The organism is Staphylococcus saccharolyticus (genome assembly GCF_900458815.1).
Classification (GTDB): Bacteria; Bacillota; Bacilli; order Staphylococcales; family Staphylococcaceae; genus Staphylococcus; species Staphylococcus saccharolyticus.
In genome coordinates this window covers 1,023,326-1,041,285 of the sequence record NZ_UHDZ01000001.1, presented here as the reverse complement: position 1 = coordinate 1,041,285, position 17,960 = coordinate 1,023,326, and the positions used below count along the sequence as shown (strand labels likewise).

Below are 17,960 nucleotides of genomic sequence, written 5' to 3'. Positions count from 1 at the left end.
CTATAAAACTCCATTTCTTATTTATCTTTAAATTTTTTCCTGTTTGCTTCTAACCTTTGAATAACATCAGGGTTTCTCTTTTGTTTGTTATTTTTTCCTAAAATAAAAATCGGTTCCAAATGTCCTTGGTCATAGCCAAATGGTAAGGCGGTTATTGGTACTAATCCTTTAGTGAAAAACTCCATCGTTAAATGTGCCATAACATCATAACCCGTTTTGTTACGAATATCAGCAATGATTAAAACATCTTGGTGAGGCACAGCTACAAGCATTTCACCTTGACATTGTCCTTGAACCTCATTTAAAAATGTTGTGTTCAAAATTCGGCTAGCATCATATCCATCATTAGAATTAATGAAGTAAAATATATTACCTTTAACTTCATCGGTAGAACATTGATTATCTAGCTTTCTGACATTAAATAAAGATATTTCTTTCACTTGCTGAATTGTTATATTTAAAGTTGCTAACATACTTTCATCAATTAAACGATAAGATTTACCTAAATCTAACGCATAATAGATATTTGTTTCAGCAATGTGTTCACTATAAACGAGAGGATGGCCTTCTTTTGTCTTTTTATCGAAACTCTTTGCTCTAATGACAGGCATAACTTTAATATCATCTAATTGCTTAATAGATTGATCAGCCATTTGCGCAATCGCCTCTTCGACATAATAACAAATTTCGTCTATAATCTTGCCTTTTTGTTCTTCATATTTAGCGACAATAGCGTTAAGTTTAATCGTTACACCCTTTTGATTATCAGCTCTATATATACGTAACGTTTCTTCTTCTCTATCAAATTTGAATTCTACGTCTAAATGTTTTAAACGTTCTTTCAACTTATCTCTTATTTGAAAGACATTCATTTTTAACACTCCTACTTTCGCACCTTATAACAGTTTACAATAAATAACCGTTATATAACAGAAAAAACTTAGATAATTCAATCGATTGATAAGATTTAGCATGATTCACATTATCAAAATATTTTATACATGTTTAGATAAAAATTGATCAATTTGTTCAATTGATTTTCTTTCTTTTTCATTATAACTTCCAGTCAATTGACCTTCTTTAAAAATTAAAAAACTTGGAATTCCTAAGATATCATTTTCAATACATAAATCAATAAATTGATCTCTATCTACTGATACGAATTGAAATTGATCATATTTCTCTTCTAATTGAGGTAAATCTGGTTCTATTACTTTACAGTCTGGGCACCAATCTGCTGTAAATTCAAATACAGTATGACCTTGCTTTAATTCTTCAAACTGTTCTTCGGATGCAAGTTGTTTCATTTTTCATCTTCTCCATTTCCATATTGTAAAATATTAATTTGTTGTTTTGTTAAATGCGTAATGCTCTCTTTAAGTAGTTGTCTTGCAGCAAAATAGTCTCTTATATCAAAAACAGCATCTGTACTATGAATATAGCGTGCACATACGCCAATTACTGCTGTAGGTATACCTTCATTTGCTTTGTGAATTTCCCCACCATCAGTACCACCTGGGGAAATATAATATTGATGTGAAATATTATATTTTTCTGCTAAACGTAATAAGTAATCTCTGAAACTAGGTTTTAAAATCATTGTACCGTCTTTAATACGGATTAATGTCCCCTCCCCTAGTGCTCCAGAAAGTTGTTGCTTCCCTTTTATATCATTGGATGGTGAACAATCAACGACAAAAGCAATATCTGGTTGTATTTGTGTTACTGCTGCTTTAGCCCCACGTAAACCAACTTCTTCTTGTACGTTAGAACCTACATATAAATCCACGTCTAATTCAGTATCTTTAAGTAATTCAAGTATTTCAATTGCTAAGACACAACCATATCTATTATCCCATGCTTTTGCAGAATATCTAAATTGTGATAATTGTGTAAATGGGGTATGCGGAACAATAGTATCCCCAATTTCAATTCCTCTATCCCTGACTTCTTCTATTGATGATGCACCAATGTCTAACATTAAATCTTTGATTTCAGGCATGACTTCACTACCTGTTCGGAAATGTTTAGGGATATTCGCAACAATACCAACAATTTCTTCACCGTGTCTATTTTTTATTTTTAATCTTTGGCCTTGCCATATATCATTTGCAACGACACCTAAATTTGTGAATTGAAGCATACCATTTTCAGTAATATGAGTAACCATAAATCCAATTTCATCCATATGTGCAGCAACCATTACTCTTGGTGCATTGTTCTTTTTAGATTTTTTAACACCGTAAAAGCCACCCATTTTATTTTGAATAAATTTGTCTACAAAAGGTTGCATTTCGCTATACATGTATTCTCTAACTTCATCCTCAAAACCAGGGGAACCATGAAGTTCTGTTAAGTTTTTTATTCGTTCTAAAGTTTTCGTATTTTCTATGCTCATACAAAATCTCACTCCTTGAATTCCATTATATCATCTTCAATATGGTAAACTAATGATATGAATTTTTGTTAGAGGAGAATTTATGATGAAGTTAGTTAATTTAAAAAGGATAGCAATCATGGCTCTTTCAACAGCTGTACTTGTTTCAATTATTTCAGTCATTTATCTAGCTAAAAACAAACTATATAATGCAGAACAATTACTTACAGAAGTTAAAACGTATTTTAGAGATGTTAAAGGCTCTTATATCGTGCAACAACCTATCATTTTAAATCAAATCAATAATAACCAACCTATTTATCAAGGCGGCATCACTACTTACAAGAACGGAAAGCTTATTGACTATGAATTTTATGCAGATGCATATTCTGGTCAAGTGATAGACATCATTGAATTATAATTGATATCTAATAATTAAAAAATCAAGGTTATAGTTTGACACTTTTTAAGTGTGCCAGACTATAACCTTAAATATTTATCTAGAAATAAATGTTTCTATAGTCTTTCTATCTTCTTAATATTTAACTGCAAAATAATTTTCGTCATGATAAAACAAGAACCAATATTGATTTTGTATAAAATAGGGTATTAAACGTTCCTTTTCACGAATGGATTTCATAGGATAGTCATCATAAGCAGTTACCCACAATGGATTAAGATGTGCCGTTGTTGGAAATATATCTGACATATGAACAGCTTTTTCTCCTTTGCTCTCTATGGTAATCATTGAATGACCGTAGCTATGACCACCGGTATGTATCATATTTATACCTGGATATGGCTCTATGCTATCAGAAAATAATATCAGTCTTTGCAAATAATCACCTTGATTATCCTTTCAATAGGTTGCTTGACTTCTTATATTGGGGGATAAAAATTCATGCCATTCATCTTGTTGTATAAAATGAGTTGCTTGACTAAAAATGGCATTACCTTCTTTATCAGTTAAACCGCATGCATGATCATAATGAAGATGAGTCATTAGAACCATATCAATGTCAGTAGTTGTTAAACCTAAATCTTGTAGATCCTCATTTATCAAACTCTCATATTCTACACCATAATTACGACATTGCTTGTCTGATAGCTTTTCATTCCCTATTCCTGCATCAATCAAAATGTTAGAATCACCTATTTGTATTAAAATTGGATGCGTAGGCGTATGAATTTGATTCTTAGCATTAACTTCATACTTTTTAGTCCATAATGATTTAAGAACTACACCAAACATATCCCCTCCATCAATATATGTATTACCGCCTGGTAAATAATGAATTGTAAAATTCCCTAGTTTCATCAATGATCTTCCCCCCTTATTTTGATTTGATAAAATTCCATGAAAGTTTAAATGTAATATACTTCTTTTAATCCAAACTATTACAAATGAATTAGAAAATCAAATGAATATCATAAATATTAAAGATAAATATAATCAATTCGTACTAAATGATACTACGTAAGGGCTATTTAATACAAAAAAGCTAATCAATATAACTGTAGTAACTACAAAATTGATTAGCTTATTGCCTTAATTTATTCGAAATTTTTATGAAATTTCGCTTCCATACGATAAATTCGTGAGCCTTTTTCAGAAAATTTCTTTTCATATTCAGTAAGAATATTATCTTCATCGTCTTCTTCATGTAAGTTTAAGTTCATTTTAGTAAAATACATACCAAATTGAGACATACTTTCTAAACTATAAGCAAACAACCCACGATTGTCTGTCTTGAAATGAATTTCACCATCAGCTTTTAAAATTTGCTTATACAAAGCAAGGTATGTATGATACGTCAGACGTCGTTTTGTATGACGTTTTTTAGGCCAAGGATCAGAAAAGTTAAGATATACTCTAGAAATTTCATTTTCTTTAAAATATTCATTGAGTTCTATGGCATCATTGCAAATCATCTTCAAATTTGTGAGACCAAGTTCTTTAGTTTTATCAAGCACTTTATACATGACACTTTTTTCGCGTTCCATAGAAACAAAGTTAATTTCGGGATGTTGTGATGCTAAAGTTGTGATAAATTGACCCATACCTGAGCCAATTTCGATATAAATAGGTTGTTCTTTGTCAAACCATTCATACATCTTTCCTGCATGGGCTCCATCCATATCAACCAAGTCAGGATGTTTTTTTAGATAGTCCTCTGCCCACGGTTTGTAACGAACCCTCATAATATATTTCTCCTTATATAAATAAGTTACTATTCATTACTTCATTTAAAAATTTAAGCCATATATTCATATCTTTATAGCGTTTTTGTTCTTCATACCACTGAATTAATCCAATAGCTTGAATCACCGTATACCATTTCATACGTTTATTTAAGTTCAAACTTTCTTCAACACCATAAGTTTTGAACCATTTCGACCAATTTTGTTGATGAACGTAGTTATAAAGCAGCATACCAATATCGATTGCGGGATCAGCAATCATGGCGCCTTCCCAATCTACAAGATATAATTCATCTCTATCAGATAATAACCAGTTATTGTGGTTGACATCACCATGTACAACAGTAAAAAAGCGTGAATCTAGATTTGGAATATGTTCTTCTAAATATGTTAATGCCTTTCTAACCACATGATGAGTTAATACTTCTCTAGATAAAGAAGCATTAATTTTATTTAACATAATTTCAGGAGTAATCGGTTCCATTTCCATTCTTTTAAGCATACTTAATAATGGCTTAGAACTGTGGATTGTATTCAACAGTTGTGCAACTCTCGTTTGATCCATTTCATCTGATTTGAGTTCACGACCATTTTTCCAATGTTGTGCGGTAACAACTTCTCCTGTTTCAATACGTTTAGTCCATACAAGTTTTGGTACTATTCCTTCTGCAGACAATGCAGCTATAAAAGGATTTGAATTTCGTTTCAAAAATAACTTTTGACCATCCTGCTCAGCCATATAAGCTTCACCCGAAGCACCGCCAGCTGAATCAAGTGTCCACCCTAACTGATAAAACTGCTCCAACACGTTCACCTCACTTTCAATTAGAAAATGGCTCTAGAAATATATTTTCAAGAGCCATATATTCTAATTTTTAGAAAAGCGCATACTCTTTTTGTCTTTTACGCTTAATTGATATTTTTCGATAACAGTTTATGTGAGTTGGCTTAATATAGTATAAAAGTCCCTGAATATTTATTATTAAATTAGCACGTTCCTAATTTATCACTCATAGAAAATTTTATAATTTTTAAGGGTACATTTCAACTAAAAATGAGAAACAAAATGACACATTTTACTAATCTGCGAACCTTATTATTATCAAATCGCTTTGTCTTAAATTATAACATAATATATGCAGTGGTTTTTGAAAAAATAAGACAATTATATTAAAATTTATCCTTTTGAAAAATTAATTTCAAAGATAATTAAATACTGTGCGATTCAATATATTTTTTAAATCCTTCTTGTAGTTGACGCGTAATAGGACCAACTTTACCTTTGTTAATATTTTCGCCGTCTAACTTAATGATGGGCATCACTTCAGCTGATGTACTTGAAATAATAACTTCATCAGCATTTTTCAAGAAATCAACCGTAAACGTTTCTTCTATAAAAGGAATATTGTAATCATCAGTTACCCACTTAATCACACGACGTGTAATACCATTGAGGATATAATTGTTAATTGGATGTGTGTAAATAACACCGTCTTTAATAGCATACACATTACTTGAAGCACCTTCTGTTACAGTTTCTCCACGATGTTGAATTGCTTCTGTTGCATTGTATTTGACAGCGTATTCTTTAGCTAAGACGTTACCTAATAAATTTAAACTTTTAATATCACAACGAAGCCATCTAATATCTTCTGTAGTTACTCCAAAAACACCTTTGTCTAAGTCTTCATAAGGTCTATCATAACTTTTTGTGAATGCCATAATCACAGGTTTAACAGAAGGAATTGGAAACGAATGATTACGTGGGGCTACACCTCTAGTAGCTTGAATATAAATACCACCATTCTTAACATTATTTTGATGTAAAAGTTGACGAACTAAATCGATGAGTTCATCTACGGTATAGCCTAAGTCTAGACCTATTTCATCTGCACTTCTTAGAAATCTTTCGAAATGTTCTTTAACTGTAAATAACTTACCTTCATATACGCGGATGTATTCATAAATACCATCCCCAAATACATAACCGCGATCCTCATATGAAACTTTAGCATCTTTTTCGTCTAAAAATTCACCATTAATAAAAACTTTTGTCATTGTTTATTCCTCCACACATAAAGCATAAATCGCTTCTAAATAGATACTTGTTGCATTAATTAATTGTTTTCTAGTCATATATTCATTTTTCTGATGCATTAAATCTTCTGTATCTTCAAACATTGCCCCAAAAGCGACACCTTTGTCCAAATTACGAGCGTAAGTTCCACCCCCAATAGTATAAGGTTCTGTTATGTCACCTGTTTGGTTTCTATATGCTTTAACAAGTGTTTCTACAAATGGATCATTCTTATCCACATAGTGAGGTTTTTGAACTTTACCTAACTCAAGGTCAAATCCTAGCTCCTTAATTTCATCACTAAATCGATTAATAGCTTCTTCGAATTCAAAACCTTCCGGATATCTTAAATTCACACCATAACAACCTGCATTGTCTTTATCATACTTAATCACACCTATATTTGTAGTTACATCACCCATAACATCAGTATGGAATTTCATTCCCATTTTTTCTCCAAAATGAGAATCGAACAAGTAACGTTGGTTAAATTCTACAAAGTCTTTAGCACTTTTATTTAAGTTAAGTGTAGATAAGAATTTCAGTAAGTATAAACCAGCATTGACACCTAGTGAAGGATCCATACCATGAACTGCTTTTCCTTCGACACTTAAAATTAAAATACCACTATCTACAGTGCTGTCACCTTGTAAATGACGATTTTCTAAAAAGTACTCAAAGTTTTGAATGACATCAGTCATATTCTCTTTAACTAGTACTTTAGCTTCTGCATGGTCTGGCACCATATTATATCTTTGTCCGGACTCAAAATGTAAAAGTTCATAATCCGGCTCGTCTGTATCTTCGGCAACTTTATTTTGTACTAAATCAAATGTCGTAATGCCTTTTTCTCCATGAATTACAGGGAACTCCGCATCTGGTGCAAAACCTAATGTTGGCATTTCTTCCATTTTAAAATATCTATCTGTACATTTCCAATCTGATTCTTCATCAGTTCCTATAATCATATGAATACGTTTCTTCCAATCAACGTTCATTTCATTTAGTATCTTGATTGCATAATATGCAGCAATTGTAGGTCCTTTGTCATCTAGCGTACCTCTAGCAATAATAGCATCATCAGTTACAACAGGATTAAAAGGATTTGAATCCCATCCATCTCCAGCAGGTACAACGTCTACATGACATAAAATACCTAATACATCTTCTCCCTTACCCGCTTCAATTCTACCGGCAATGTGATCAACATCATGTGTTGAAAAGCCGTCTCTATGAGCAATTTTATACATGTAATCTAGAGCTTCTCTCGGTCCTGGTCCAACTGGTGCTTCTTTAGAGGCTTTAGAATCATCTCTCACACTTTCGATAGATAATAAACCTTTTAGATCATCAATCATTTGATTTTCATATTCTAGAACCTTTTCTTTCCACATTCGAGATCAACTTCCTTTTTTATATAAGTTAAACTCCATTTTACATGATGTTAAAGAGAAACTACAGTAAGATGTCAGAAAAATGACTTAATTTTTTCACTTTCATCTAAAAATGTCATATTTATTTACTGAACAATTAATAATGTCTTTATATGTAGATTCATATATAACTCTTGTTACAGAAAAAACAGACTAGGACTTAAATCCTAGCCTGTTAAGATTCTTTCAATACTATTTATCTTGCAAAGCATTTTTATTATTTTTTAAATCTTCTTCTGTTACAACTCTTAGATTATTGTTGATGGTGGCACCACCCTCATCGTCAAATTTACTTTCTTCAAGATAATCTCTTTTCTTATCGTCTGAACCAGTAAATTTAGACTTTTCGTCTTCAAAGAAAGCTTTTGGGTCATTTTTAATACGTTCTACATAACCTTTTGGGTTATTTTTCACATTTTGAATTGTTTCATTTGCTTTAGCACCCAGTTGTCCTGCGAAATCTTTAGCGTTTGCTTTATATGATTCAGGATTTTCTTTATATTTATTATATTCTTTTTTTAATTTTTCTCTACTATCTTTACGAGTTAGTGCAACTGCAGCTACTGCGCTACCGATACCTAACACAATTCTAAATAAATTTGTACTTTTACCCATGTTGAACACCTTCTCCTTTGTTAGTTTTTAAGATGATTAAAATCTTCTTCTGTTAACAAACGATAATCGCCAGACTTTAGAAACGAGTCAAGTTCTAAATTAACAATTTTAACACGTTTCAATCCTAATACCTCATTTTCAATGCTATGAAACATTCTTTTTACTTGATGATACTTTCCTCATAAATTGTGACATAAGATAAAGTATCATTTACTTTTTCAAGAATCGCTGGTTTAACCTTTCCATCAGAAAGTTTAACACCTTCTTTAAACACTTCAATATCTGATTCATCAATAGGATATTTTAATATAACTTCATATGTTTTAGAAGCATGTTTATGTAGACTCATTAATTCATGATTAAACTGACCATTATTTGTAACTAAAAGTAAGCCCTCAGTATCTTTATCAACATTAATATGCAAATTAGGTGTTTTAACCTTGTAAAATCTTCACTTTTCGTCTAATTTTTGCTGGTATTTCTCCTAAAAATTCATCGGCTAATTTTGTTTTAATTGTGATGCCACCATAGATAAGTGCACCTACTATAACACCAATTGCCACAATAATTAAATAGCCAACTCTTGTAGGTTCTAAGAAAAGTTTTAAAATAAAGAATACAAGTTCAACTCCAATCATCATAATAAATGATATAAGGAATATTTTACCCATATGAACCCAGCTATAACTAAATTTAAATTGAGCATATTTTCTAAGAATAAAGAAATTACAACTAATAGCAAACAACAGCGCTATCGCAGTACTTAATACTGCACCTGGTGTGTGTAACATCATAATTAGTGGATAGTTTAAAGCTAATTTAATGACAACTGAACCTAAAATTACATAAACTGTTAATTTTTGTTTATCAATACCTTGTAACATTGATGCCGTTACACTGAGTAAAGAAATAAGAATCGCTACTGGTGCGTAGTAAAAAAGTAATCTACTACCATCAAAGTTAGGATCGTGATCGTGTACGATAGGATCATGGCCATAGAACACTGTGAACAATGGTTGTGCTAGAGCCATAATTCCTATACTAGCAGGAACAGTTATAAACATTAATACACCAATAGAGGTTCTAATTTGTCTATGCATTTCTAACAAATGTCCCTCTTCATAAGTTTTGGTAATATATGGAATCAAACTCACCGCAAACCCTGCACTTAAAGAAGTAGGAATCATTACAATTTTATTTGTCGACATATTCAACATATTGAAGAATATATCTTGTAAAGGAGGTGCAACACCAACTAAACTCAACGCACCGTTATGCGTAAATTGATCTACTAAATTAAATAATGGGAAATTAAGACTCACAATAACAAACGGGATACTATAGGCAATAATTTCTTTGTACATCTTGCCATATGGCACTTGTAAATTAGCAGTATCTGATGCAACCATTTGATTAATATTTTTCTTACGTTTAATCCAATAGTACCATAAAGTGAGTATACCCGCGATTGCACCTACAGCTGCTGCAAACGTAGCAATACCATTTGCTTGTAAAACAGTTCCAACAAATACATTTAATACTAAGTAACTACCTACTAAAATGAAAATGATCCGTGCAATTTGTTCTGTCACTTCTGATACAGCTGTAGGCCCCATAGATTTATATCCCTGGAAGATGCCTCTCCAAGTAGCTAGTACAGGAATAAATATAACGACCATACTGATAATTCTTATAATCCACGTGATATCAGCTACAGACCAACCATTTTTATCATGAGAATTACGTGATAAAGTTAATTCTGCAATGTATGGAGCTAAAAAATATAAAACAAGAAATCCTAGTATACCTGTAATACTCATTACAATAAAACTAGATTTATAAAATTTCTGGCTGACCCTATACGCACCTATTGCATTATATTTAGCAACATATTTTGATGCAGCTAGAGGCACACCTGCCGTTGCTACAGCAATAGCTATATTATAAGGAGCATAAGCATAAGTAAAAGGAGCCATGTTCTCCTGTCCACCTATTAAGGAAGTGAATGGAATAATAAATAAAACTCCTAATACTTTAGTAATTAAAATACTTATTGTAATCAAAAAGGTCCCACGAACCATTTCTTTACTTTCACTCATTACGTATCTTCCTATCTAAAAATTATTAATGCTCGTTAGTTTCTTTATTTACTTTAAACGCTTTATCTTGCATTACTTTAAAATATATCACAAAATTATACATGTTTGTCGTTTATTAATAACTTTTTAAAGTTAAACATTTGAAGAGCATTTTAGAAATAAAAACGTTTAAACGTAAGATGTTCGAATAACATTCCAAGTTTCACATTATAATTATTTTTGTTTACTTTGTCATCTTATAACATTAATTTTATTAGAATATCCCCTAATAGTCATATAAAATAATGTTAAGAAATGTCTGGAGGTTAAACCCCAATGTATCAAACTATTGTAATTGGTGGCGGTCCAAGTGGATTAATGGCAACCGTAGCAGCAAGTGATGTTAGTGATAGCGTGTTGCTAATTGAGAAGAAAAAAGGTTTAGGACGTAAATTGAAAATTTCAGGCGGTGGACGTTGCAATGTAACAAACAAACTCCCCTATGCTGAAATAATTAAAAATATTCCTGGTAATGGTAAATTTTTGTATAGTCCTTTTTCAGTTTTTGATAATGAATCTATTATTAACTTTTTTGAATCGCGTGGCGTTAAACTTAAAGAAGAAGATCACGGAAGAATGTTTCCAGTTTCTAACAAAGCGCAAGATGTCGTAGATGTTCTGATTAATCAACTTAAATTGAATCAAGTCAATATTATTGAAGAAACTCCAGTTGTAAGCATAGAATTCGACCATAATTTTAAAGTTAAAACACAAAAAGGTGAATTTGAGAGTAAAAGTTTAATCATTGCTACAGGTGGAACTTCTGTACCTCAAACTGGTTCTACAGGTGATGGCTATAAATTTGCTGAATCTCTTGGGCACACCATTACTGACTTGTTTCCAACTGAAGTACCAATTACTTCTAGTGAACATTTTATTAAGTCAAAACAATTAAAAGGTTTAAGTTTAAAAAATGTAGAATTATCTGTTTTAAAGAAAAATGGTAAGAAGAGAATCAGTCATCAGATGGATATGATATTTACCCATTTTGGAATTAGTGGACCTGCAGCTTTACGTTGCAGTCAATTTGTATATAAAGAGCAAAAAAATCAAAAGAAAAAAGAAATATCAATGCAGCTAGATGTCTTACCAGAACTTAATCATGACCAATTAACGCAAAAGGTAAAATCTTTATTAGCTGGCGAGCCAGATAGATATTTAAAAAATAGCCTACGTGGACTAATCGAAGAACGCTATTTATTGTTTATGTTAGAACAATCTAAGATTTCCGATGAGACAACTGCGCATCACTTATCTAATCAACAACTGCATGAGTTTATAACAAATTTAAAAAGTTTTACATTTACAGTCAATGGTACACTATCAATAGACAAAGCATTTGTGACAGGTGGAGGGATTTCTTTAAAAGAGATTCAACCTAAAACGATGATGTCAAAACAAGTTCCTGGTTTATTTCTATGCGGGGAAGTATTAGATATTCATGGTTATACAGGAGGTTATAATATTACAAGCGCTTTAGTTACTGGTCGTGTCGCTGGAATAAATGCAGGAGCTTTTAAGGATATTGAAACTAAATAAATAACACTTTCAAAAATAAATTTAATCATTTGATTGTTTATCTTTTTTAGATTTACGTGCAGCGATTAACGCTAATCCAGATATGAGTGCAGCGCCAGCTAATGGAGAATTTTCATCTGTTTGACCAGTATCAGGTAAAACATTTACTGTATCTTTTTTAGTTTCTTTCGTTATGTTATTATGAGAATCTTGTACAACTTGTTCTGGACACTGAATTGAATCTTTACTTGGTTTTATAATCTCTTCTTCTACTTTAATTGCATTAAGTTGGTCAATAGCTTGTTTTACTATTTCATCAACTTGAGCGTTTAGATTTGCAAGATTAATATTGTTTAGTGCTAAATTAACAATCTCTTCAACTAATGTTTGCGCTCTTCGCTTCGCTTGAGTAGTTGCATTTTGATTTGTATCGATATTTTCTACAATTATTTTAGCAACACGTTTAACCTCTTTTCGAGCTGTGGCTTTTTTATATGCTTTTAAATCTAATTTTTCGATTTCAAGTTTAAAGTTTTTAACAATCGTATCTACTTATTCATTTGTGTATACATCAGAAATTTGTGATTGAACACGATTTAATAGTACTTTAGCACTACTAGCAAATACTTGTTTTTCTTCTTGTGTAGCTTCTTTATTTTGTTCAAGCTTACTTTGTTTATGAATAGCAATGATTTGAGTTTGAGCTTTTGCTTCTGACTTTTTAATAGCAATTACAGAAACCTTTTGAATTTCAGGTAAAGCTAATTCCTTTGCTCTATCCACAACATCATTTGTAGATGCTTGTGTAATAGACATATTTGCTTTATTTACAATATCATCTAAATGGTTAATTGCTATATTTTTCTCCTCTTGAGTTGCATCCTTATTCTTATTAATCAATGCGCGAATTTCTTTTGCTTTATGTTGTACCTCTTGTCGTGCAACTGGCTTTTTATCAACAATTGATACAATTAAAGGTATTTCTTCAATACTTTGTGTTTTAGTATTATCAGCATCTTGATTAGTTTTGCATTATCGATGGCTTCTGCAATTTTTGCGGAAGCTTTAATAAGTTTATCTATTGCAGCCGTTTTTCTTCAATAGTTGCCTCTTGATTATTTTTAATTATAATTCTTTGAGCATCTAATTGATTAGCAATATCTGTCAGTGCTTGTGGTTTTACAAGTGCAATCGGATTAACTTTATGAATCTCTTCTATTGATGATGCTTTAGCGTCGTTAACTTGATGGTTTTTACTTACAGTATTAATAATGTTTTGTGCTTGTTTTAACAATGCATCTACTTTTTGTAATGCAACATCTTTTTCTTCTTTCGTAGCTTCAGCAATAACATTGATTCTCTCTTTTTGACTTTCTGCATGATTGTGTATTTCTTCAAGCGCTTGAGGTTTAACTTGTACATCTTGGTTAACACTATTCTTAGCTGTTTCATGTAATTGATCTAATTGATTTAAAGCATATCGTAATTCATCTTGAGTAGCATCCTGTATTTGATTAATCTCTGCCTTCTTGCTTTGTACTGCCTTTTCAAATTCACTTTTAGTAGAAGGTTTTTTAACGGCTAAAGGTTGAATATCTCTAATTGAGTCAATCCCTTTATTCATTTCTACGTTCACTTGACTAGTTTCAACTGCATCCTCAATCGCGTGATGAGTGGTTTCTGCGACTCGACTTAGTTTTTGATTAGCGGCAGCTTTTTCTTCAGTTGTTGCATCTTTATTATTCGAAATAAGTTCATTTTGAGAGTTAAATTTAGTTTGTAACTCCTCAAGTGCTGTATCTTTTTTAATAGAATTCGTATGAATCGCCTCTAACACGTGCAATCCATCATTTTTTTGTTGTTCCACTTCATTATTGCGAGAAGCTTGGTTAATTTGATTATTAATTTCATCTCTCTTATTTATCAACCTTTGAATTGCTTCTTGTTTTTCTTCTTGAGTCGCATTTGGCGTATTGTTAATTTGCGTCTCTTTGTCTTGAAACTTTTGATTGATTTGATTTCGTGCTTCCTGTTTTTTGTAAAGTTCGGTTGAATTCTTGAAATTGTGGTTAAACCATTACTTTGTGCACTTTCAACATTTTGATTAGTAATATCTTGAGTTATTTGGTTATCAGCACTATTCTTGGCATCTCTAATATTCTGAATAGCAATTTGTTTTTCTTCTGTAGTACCTTCATTATTATTTTTAATATCATTTAGTTTCTCTTCTGCTTTAGCACTAATCACTTGTCTAGCTTGTGGTTTTTTCAGTACGTTGACATTAGTATTACTAATAATTTGATTTGCATTATTTAATGCTTGATTTACATTATCGTTAGATTGTGCCTGATTAATTGTATTGTTACCGCTTGCTAATGCTTGATCAGCTTCATTAGTTGCTATTTCTCTCTCTTCAATTGTAGCTTCCGCTGTTTGTCCAAGTTGATCCTGATTAATAGTATTAATGCCATTTTGTTGAGCAGTACGTACATCTTGAGTTGAGCTTGCACTATTAATATCATCTAAAACCTCTTATTTATGAGTATTTACATTATTAATAGCTGCTTCTTTCTCTTCTGTTGTTACTATATTATTAGAGTTGATTTGTTGTAGTTGACCAGTCATTTTAGCTTCAATTGCAACTCGTGCATCATCTCTAACTTTTGTTGAAGAAGTAATAGCTGTAATTGTATTATCGCCATTTCTTTGTGCATTATCTACATTCGCATTCGTATTTGAACGATTAATATTTTGTATTGCAGTTGCGACAGCTTCATCAACATTTTGCTCGGCTTGTGCTTTTTCTTCCGTAGTAAAATTTTATTTGCCTGGATTTGTTGCTTTTGCTGTTGTGCGTGTGTGTTAATTGCTTCAATGGCCTCTTGTTTCTTTCTAACATTTAAAGCCACTTGTTGAATGGCACGATTACCATTAGATTCCGCTTCACTCACATTATCATTTGTCTGAGCGTCGTTAATATTTTGAAGTGCTTGATCTTTTTCTCTATTTACATTTGTTATTGCTTCATTCCTTTCATCTAACGTCGCTTGAGTATTAGAATGTGGAACATCTGAACTAATTAAATTAGTACCGTTATCCCTAGTTTCATTGACAGTTGTGTCCGTCTCTGCCTCCCCTATTTTTGTTATAGCATCTGATGAATGTGCTTCTACTTGTCTGATCACTTCGTTTTTTTCTTCAGTTGTAGTCTCAGAATTTCCTTGAATTAAAGCTTTTTGTTCATTGACTTTGTTATTTACTGCAGTACGTGCATTCGATTTAGTAATTGGCTGTGGTGTATCACCTTCAAGAGTAGTTAAACCTGTATCTTTAACTCTTTCTACTCCTTCATTGGTTAATTCATCATCAATATCATTTAAAATTTCATTTTTATGATTTTTAATTTGTTCAACTAATGCATCTTTTTCCTCAGTTGTTAACTCTTTACTGTCATATGCACCATCAGTCATTTCTTGTGCTGTATCATTAAGTTCTCTCGAAGCACTCACACGGCTTATTAATGTTGTTTGTAATTCATGTAATAAACCATCAATTTGAGTTTGAGAGTATCTTTGATTAAATGGAACATTGTTTGCTTCTCCATCAAGAATAGTCTGTGCTCGTTCTTTTAACTTATTATAAGAAGCAAGTGTATAGTTTGATGGAATAATATCATTATTTACTTGTTCAGATAAATCATCTTTATTCATGATGACATTTACATTAAATGGTGTTTGTTGGCCTGTAACGGTACTGTCAGTTGTGTTGAAATAATATTCCGAATATATTTTATACTTTATTGCTTCATTTAACGTCACTTCACGTGGTGTTAAGATGTTAACTGGTCTAAGCTTACATCTAATATTTAAAATTTTATTAGGTAAAAATCTTGCAACATCTTGTGCACTTCTTCCCAAATCCAAACCATTACTAGAAAAAGTTAAAGTTCGATTTTGTCTATCAAAATTGACAGTTAACGGCTTAATTGTAGAGTTCGGAATGTTACCATTAACAAAGGAAACTTCTGTTGAATTTTCAACATATTCAAAATTTTCCGGTAAGTTAACAGTATAAGTTAATTCATTTGGACCAATGGCTGCTGCAAAACTACCATTATTTTCTATACGTGTATTGATTTCAAATTCTTTACCATTTTTTACATTTTTATTAACCTGTCTTGATTTAACATATAAATGAGAACCTAAATGAATAACAATCGAGTCAATAAAAGAATAATATCTATAATCATCTTGTAATTGTAGGATTCTTTTATAATCAGTGTGAATTTCGTTCATAGGTAAAAATTGCACTTTTATTCTATGAACATTCTCTGGAATTTTAAATAGACGCCATACTCCTCCACCTTGAATATCCGTTGAAGCAATTTCTTGATTATTTTCAGCGTTTCTTAAAACTAAATTAGTACCACCTTTTCTGTTTCTTGAGGTCATAGTATTAAATGAAAATACAATTTCAGAATTAGGATTTACTGAAAATTATTTCTCGATACCATTAAAACCACCGTGATCATTAGGATCATTGCCGTTAATTCGGCCTAAAGCTACGACATTATCAACAGCTTGATAGTTTTTAGGATCAGCACTGTCAAAGACATTTGTACGTTCTAATACACTATTTAAAAGACCTACTTTCCCTCCATTAATCAAGTTAAAGCCACTTAAACTATCTACAACTTTAACTTCAGGACGACTTCTATTTGTGCTCGTTCTAATACCTAAATCATCAAAAGTGATTATAGTATTGATACTATTTTGACCAGTGTTACTTATATTAGGGTCTGTATTGGTAGTTGTTGCACTAGCATCATTGCCATTACTTGTATCTACAGCTCTTCTACTTCGTTTTTTAGGCTTGTTAGACTCTTCTGTAGTTGCTTTAGATTCTGGTACAGAGGAACGTTGGTTATGGTTAGTTTGATTTCTAGTATCCATCTATATGATGTTTAGCTGGTTCATTAACATGCACAACGCTAGTTTCTGAGTTATCTTCAACATTATTAGTAGGTGCTGTAGTACTTTGAGTATCCTCTTGAGTTATTTCAGCAACTGGCTTATTTGCAGGTTGCACCTCTGGATGTTCATCATTTAAATTTTGTGCTTGAGTATTATTTTGAGTGTTTTCAGATGATTGAATATTTGTTTGATCAGAACTATTAGTGGATGGGTCATTTTGAGTTTGATCTGCGTTTATTAAATTTTGAGTATTATCGGTAAAGGAAGAAACTACATTATTATTATTTTCTTGTGTAGAATCCAGTTCTGAGGCAGACTCCTGGCCTGGATGTGCTAAAAATGTGATGGTAGCTATCAACGTTGAAAAGATAGCAATATTAAACTTTCTAATACTAAATTTCTGTTTTCTAAATAGATTCATTAAGTTGTCCTCCTAGATGTTAATTCTTCATGATGTTTGTTTAATGAATTTTGTAAAGAGATGATTGTGATATGACTCATCCTAATCATTCAATCATATTAATTAAACACAATCTTTTTAAGTCTATTTAATTTTATCATCTATAATATTAAAAATCTAATATTTCTTATAATTATTTTAATGCTTTTTAAATCGATTTTTATTTT

At 31.5% G+C, this 17,960-nt stretch carries 13 protein-coding genes and 4 pseudogenes; 2 read left to right on the top strand and 15 right to left on the bottom strand.

Annotated elements, in window-relative coordinates; genetic code table 11:
• Window positions 1–17 precede the first annotated feature (17 nt).
• From DYE57_RS05175 to DYE57_RS05165, 3 genes are all read right to left on the bottom strand, one after another.
• Window positions 18–872, bottom strand: coding sequence for a DUF1444 domain-containing protein (locus DYE57_RS05175; RefSeq protein ID WP_115313114.1), 855 nt, complete (start codon window positions 870–872; stop codon window positions 18–20).
• Window positions 873–995: 123 nt separating this feature from the next.
• Window positions 996–1,307 carry a thioredoxin family protein gene (locus tag DYE57_RS05170; protein WP_115313113.1) on the bottom strand — a complete coding sequence of 104 codons (312 nt, stop codon included), beginning with the start codon at window positions 1,305–1,307 and terminating at the stop codon, window positions 996–998.
• Window positions 1,304–2,398: a M42 family metallopeptidase gene (locus tag DYE57_RS05165; RefSeq protein WP_115313112.1), complete on the bottom strand. Its 1,095-nt coding sequence runs from the start codon at window positions 2,396–2,398 to the stop codon at window positions 1,304–1,306. The genes DYE57_RS05170 and DYE57_RS05165 overlap by 4 nt, the downstream gene beginning before the upstream one ends.
• Window positions 2,399–2,483: 85 nt before the next feature.
• On the opposite strand from DYE57_RS05165, the gene DYE57_RS05160 reads away from it, so the two are divergent.
• Window positions 2,484–2,798, top strand: a complete 315-nt coding sequence (locus DYE57_RS05160) for a PepSY domain-containing protein (protein WP_115313111.1) — start codon at window positions 2,484–2,486, stop codon at window positions 2,796–2,798.
• Window positions 2,799–2,912: 114 nt separating this feature from the next.
• Here DYE57_RS05160 and DYE57_RS05155 read toward each other — a convergent pair.
• From DYE57_RS05155 to DYE57_RS05120, 8 genes and pseudogenes are all read right to left on the bottom strand, one after another.
• Window positions 2,913–3,695: pseudogene (locus DYE57_RS05155) on the bottom strand (MBL fold metallo-hydrolase).
• Window positions 3,696–3,931: 236 nt separating this feature from the next.
• Window positions 3,932–4,579 carry a tRNA (guanosine(46)-N7)-methyltransferase TrmB gene (gene trmB, locus DYE57_RS05150; RefSeq protein ID WP_115313110.1) on the bottom strand — a complete coding sequence of 216 codons (648 nt, stop codon included), beginning with the start codon at window positions 4,577–4,579 and terminating at the stop codon, window positions 3,932–3,934.
• A 13-nt stretch (window positions 4,580–4,592) separates the two neighbouring features.
• Complete coding sequence (locus DYE57_RS05145; RefSeq protein ID WP_115313109.1) at window positions 4,593–5,384, bottom strand: phosphotransferase family protein; 792 nt, start codon at window positions 5,382–5,384, stop codon at window positions 4,593–4,595.
• Window positions 5,385–5,788: 404 nt separating this feature from the next.
• Window positions 5,789–6,637, bottom strand: a complete 849-nt coding sequence (dat, locus tag DYE57_RS05140) for a D-amino-acid transaminase (RefSeq protein ID WP_115313108.1) — start codon at window positions 6,635–6,637, stop codon at window positions 5,789–5,791.
• Window positions 6,638–6,640: 3 nt separating this feature from the next.
• A complete protein-coding gene (gene pepV / locus DYE57_RS05135; RefSeq protein WP_115313107.1) occupies window positions 6,641–8,050 on the bottom strand; it encodes a dipeptidase PepV in 1,410 nt (469 codons plus the stop codon).
• A 231-nt stretch (window positions 8,051–8,281) separates the two neighbouring features.
• Complete coding sequence (locus DYE57_RS05130) at window positions 8,282–8,704, bottom strand: YtxH domain-containing protein (protein ID WP_115313106.1); 423 nt, start codon at window positions 8,702–8,704, stop codon at window positions 8,282–8,284.
• A 20-nt stretch (window positions 8,705–8,724) separates the two neighbouring features.
• Window positions 8,725–9,125, bottom strand: a pseudogene (locus DYE57_RS05125) (pseudouridine synthase); the annotation flags it as partial.
• Window positions 9,126–9,138: 13 nt separating this feature from the next.
• Window positions 9,139–10,803 (bottom strand): putative polysaccharide biosynthesis protein, encoded by a 1,665-nt coding sequence (locus DYE57_RS05120; RefSeq protein ID WP_115313105.1) that lies wholly within the window; start codon window positions 10,801–10,803, stop codon window positions 9,139–9,141.
• Window positions 10,804–11,118: 315 nt separating this feature from the next.
• On the opposite strand from DYE57_RS05120, the gene DYE57_RS05115 reads away from it, so the two are divergent.
• A complete protein-coding gene (locus tag DYE57_RS05115; protein ID WP_115313104.1) occupies window positions 11,119–12,381 on the top strand; it encodes a BaiN/RdsA family NAD(P)/FAD-dependent oxidoreductase in 1,263 nt (420 codons plus the stop codon).
• Window positions 12,382–12,402: 21 nt separating this feature from the next.
• Here DYE57_RS05115 and DYE57_RS12825 read toward each other — a convergent pair whose 3' ends face one another.
• From DYE57_RS12825 to DYE57_RS12820, 4 genes and pseudogenes are all read right to left on the bottom strand, one after another.
• Window positions 12,403–12,879, bottom strand: a complete 477-nt coding sequence (locus tag DYE57_RS12825; RefSeq protein WP_420802095.1) for an LPXTG cell wall anchor domain-containing protein — start codon at window positions 12,877–12,879, stop codon at window positions 12,403–12,405.
• A gap of 33 nt (window positions 12,880–12,912) precedes the next feature.
• Window positions 12,913–13,323 (bottom strand): DUF1542 domain-containing protein, encoded by a 411-nt coding sequence (locus DYE57_RS05105; protein ID WP_256728381.1) that lies wholly within the window; start codon window positions 13,321–13,323, stop codon window positions 12,913–12,915.
• 115 nt (window positions 13,324–13,438) lie between these two features.
• Window positions 13,439–13,924: pseudogene (locus DYE57_RS12960) on the bottom strand (DUF1542 domain-containing protein); the annotation flags it as partial.
• A gap of 66 nt (window positions 13,925–13,990) precedes the next feature.
• Window positions 13,991–17,754: pseudogene (locus DYE57_RS12820) on the bottom strand (SasC/FmtB family protein); the annotation flags it as partial.
• Window positions 17,755–17,960 lie beyond the last annotated feature (206 nt).

Bases quoted from the DNA above. Each gene is read 5' to 3' on its own strand.
- DYE57_RS05175 (WP_115313114.1), bottom strand. From the start codon at position 872: ATGAATGTCTTTCAAATAAGAGATAAGTTGAAAGAACGTTTAAAACAT.
- DYE57_RS05170 (WP_115313113.1), bottom strand. From the start codon at position 1,307: ATGAAACAACTTGCATCCGAAGAACAGTTTGAAGAATTAAAGCAAGGT.
- DYE57_RS05165 (WP_115313112.1), bottom strand. From the start codon at position 2,398: ATGAGCATAGAAAATACGAAAACTTTAGAACGAATAAAAAACTTAACA.
- DYE57_RS05160 (WP_115313111.1), top strand. From the start codon at position 2,484: ATGAAGTTAGTTAATTTAAAAAGGATAGCAATCATGGCTCTTTCAACA.
- trmB (WP_115313110.1), bottom strand. From the start codon at position 4,579: ATGAGGGTTCGTTACAAACCGTGGGCAGAGGACTATCTAAAAAAACAT.
- dat (WP_115313108.1), bottom strand. From the start codon at position 6,637: ATGACAAAAGTTTTTATTAATGGTGAATTTTTAGACGAAAAAGATGCT.
- pepV (WP_115313107.1), bottom strand. From the start codon at position 8,050: ATGTGGAAAGAAAAGGTTCTAGAATATGAAAATCAAATGATTGATGAT.
- DYE57_RS05130 (WP_115313106.1), bottom strand. From the start codon at position 8,704: ATGGGTAAAAGTACAAATTTATTTAGAATTGTGTTAGGTATCGGTAGC.
- DYE57_RS05120 (WP_115313105.1), bottom strand. From the start codon at position 10,803: ATGAGTGAAAGTAAAGAAATGGTTCGTGGGACCTTTTTGATTACAATA.
- DYE57_RS05115 (WP_115313104.1), top strand. From the start codon at position 11,119: ATGTATCAAACTATTGTAATTGGTGGCGGTCCAAGTGGATTAATGGCA.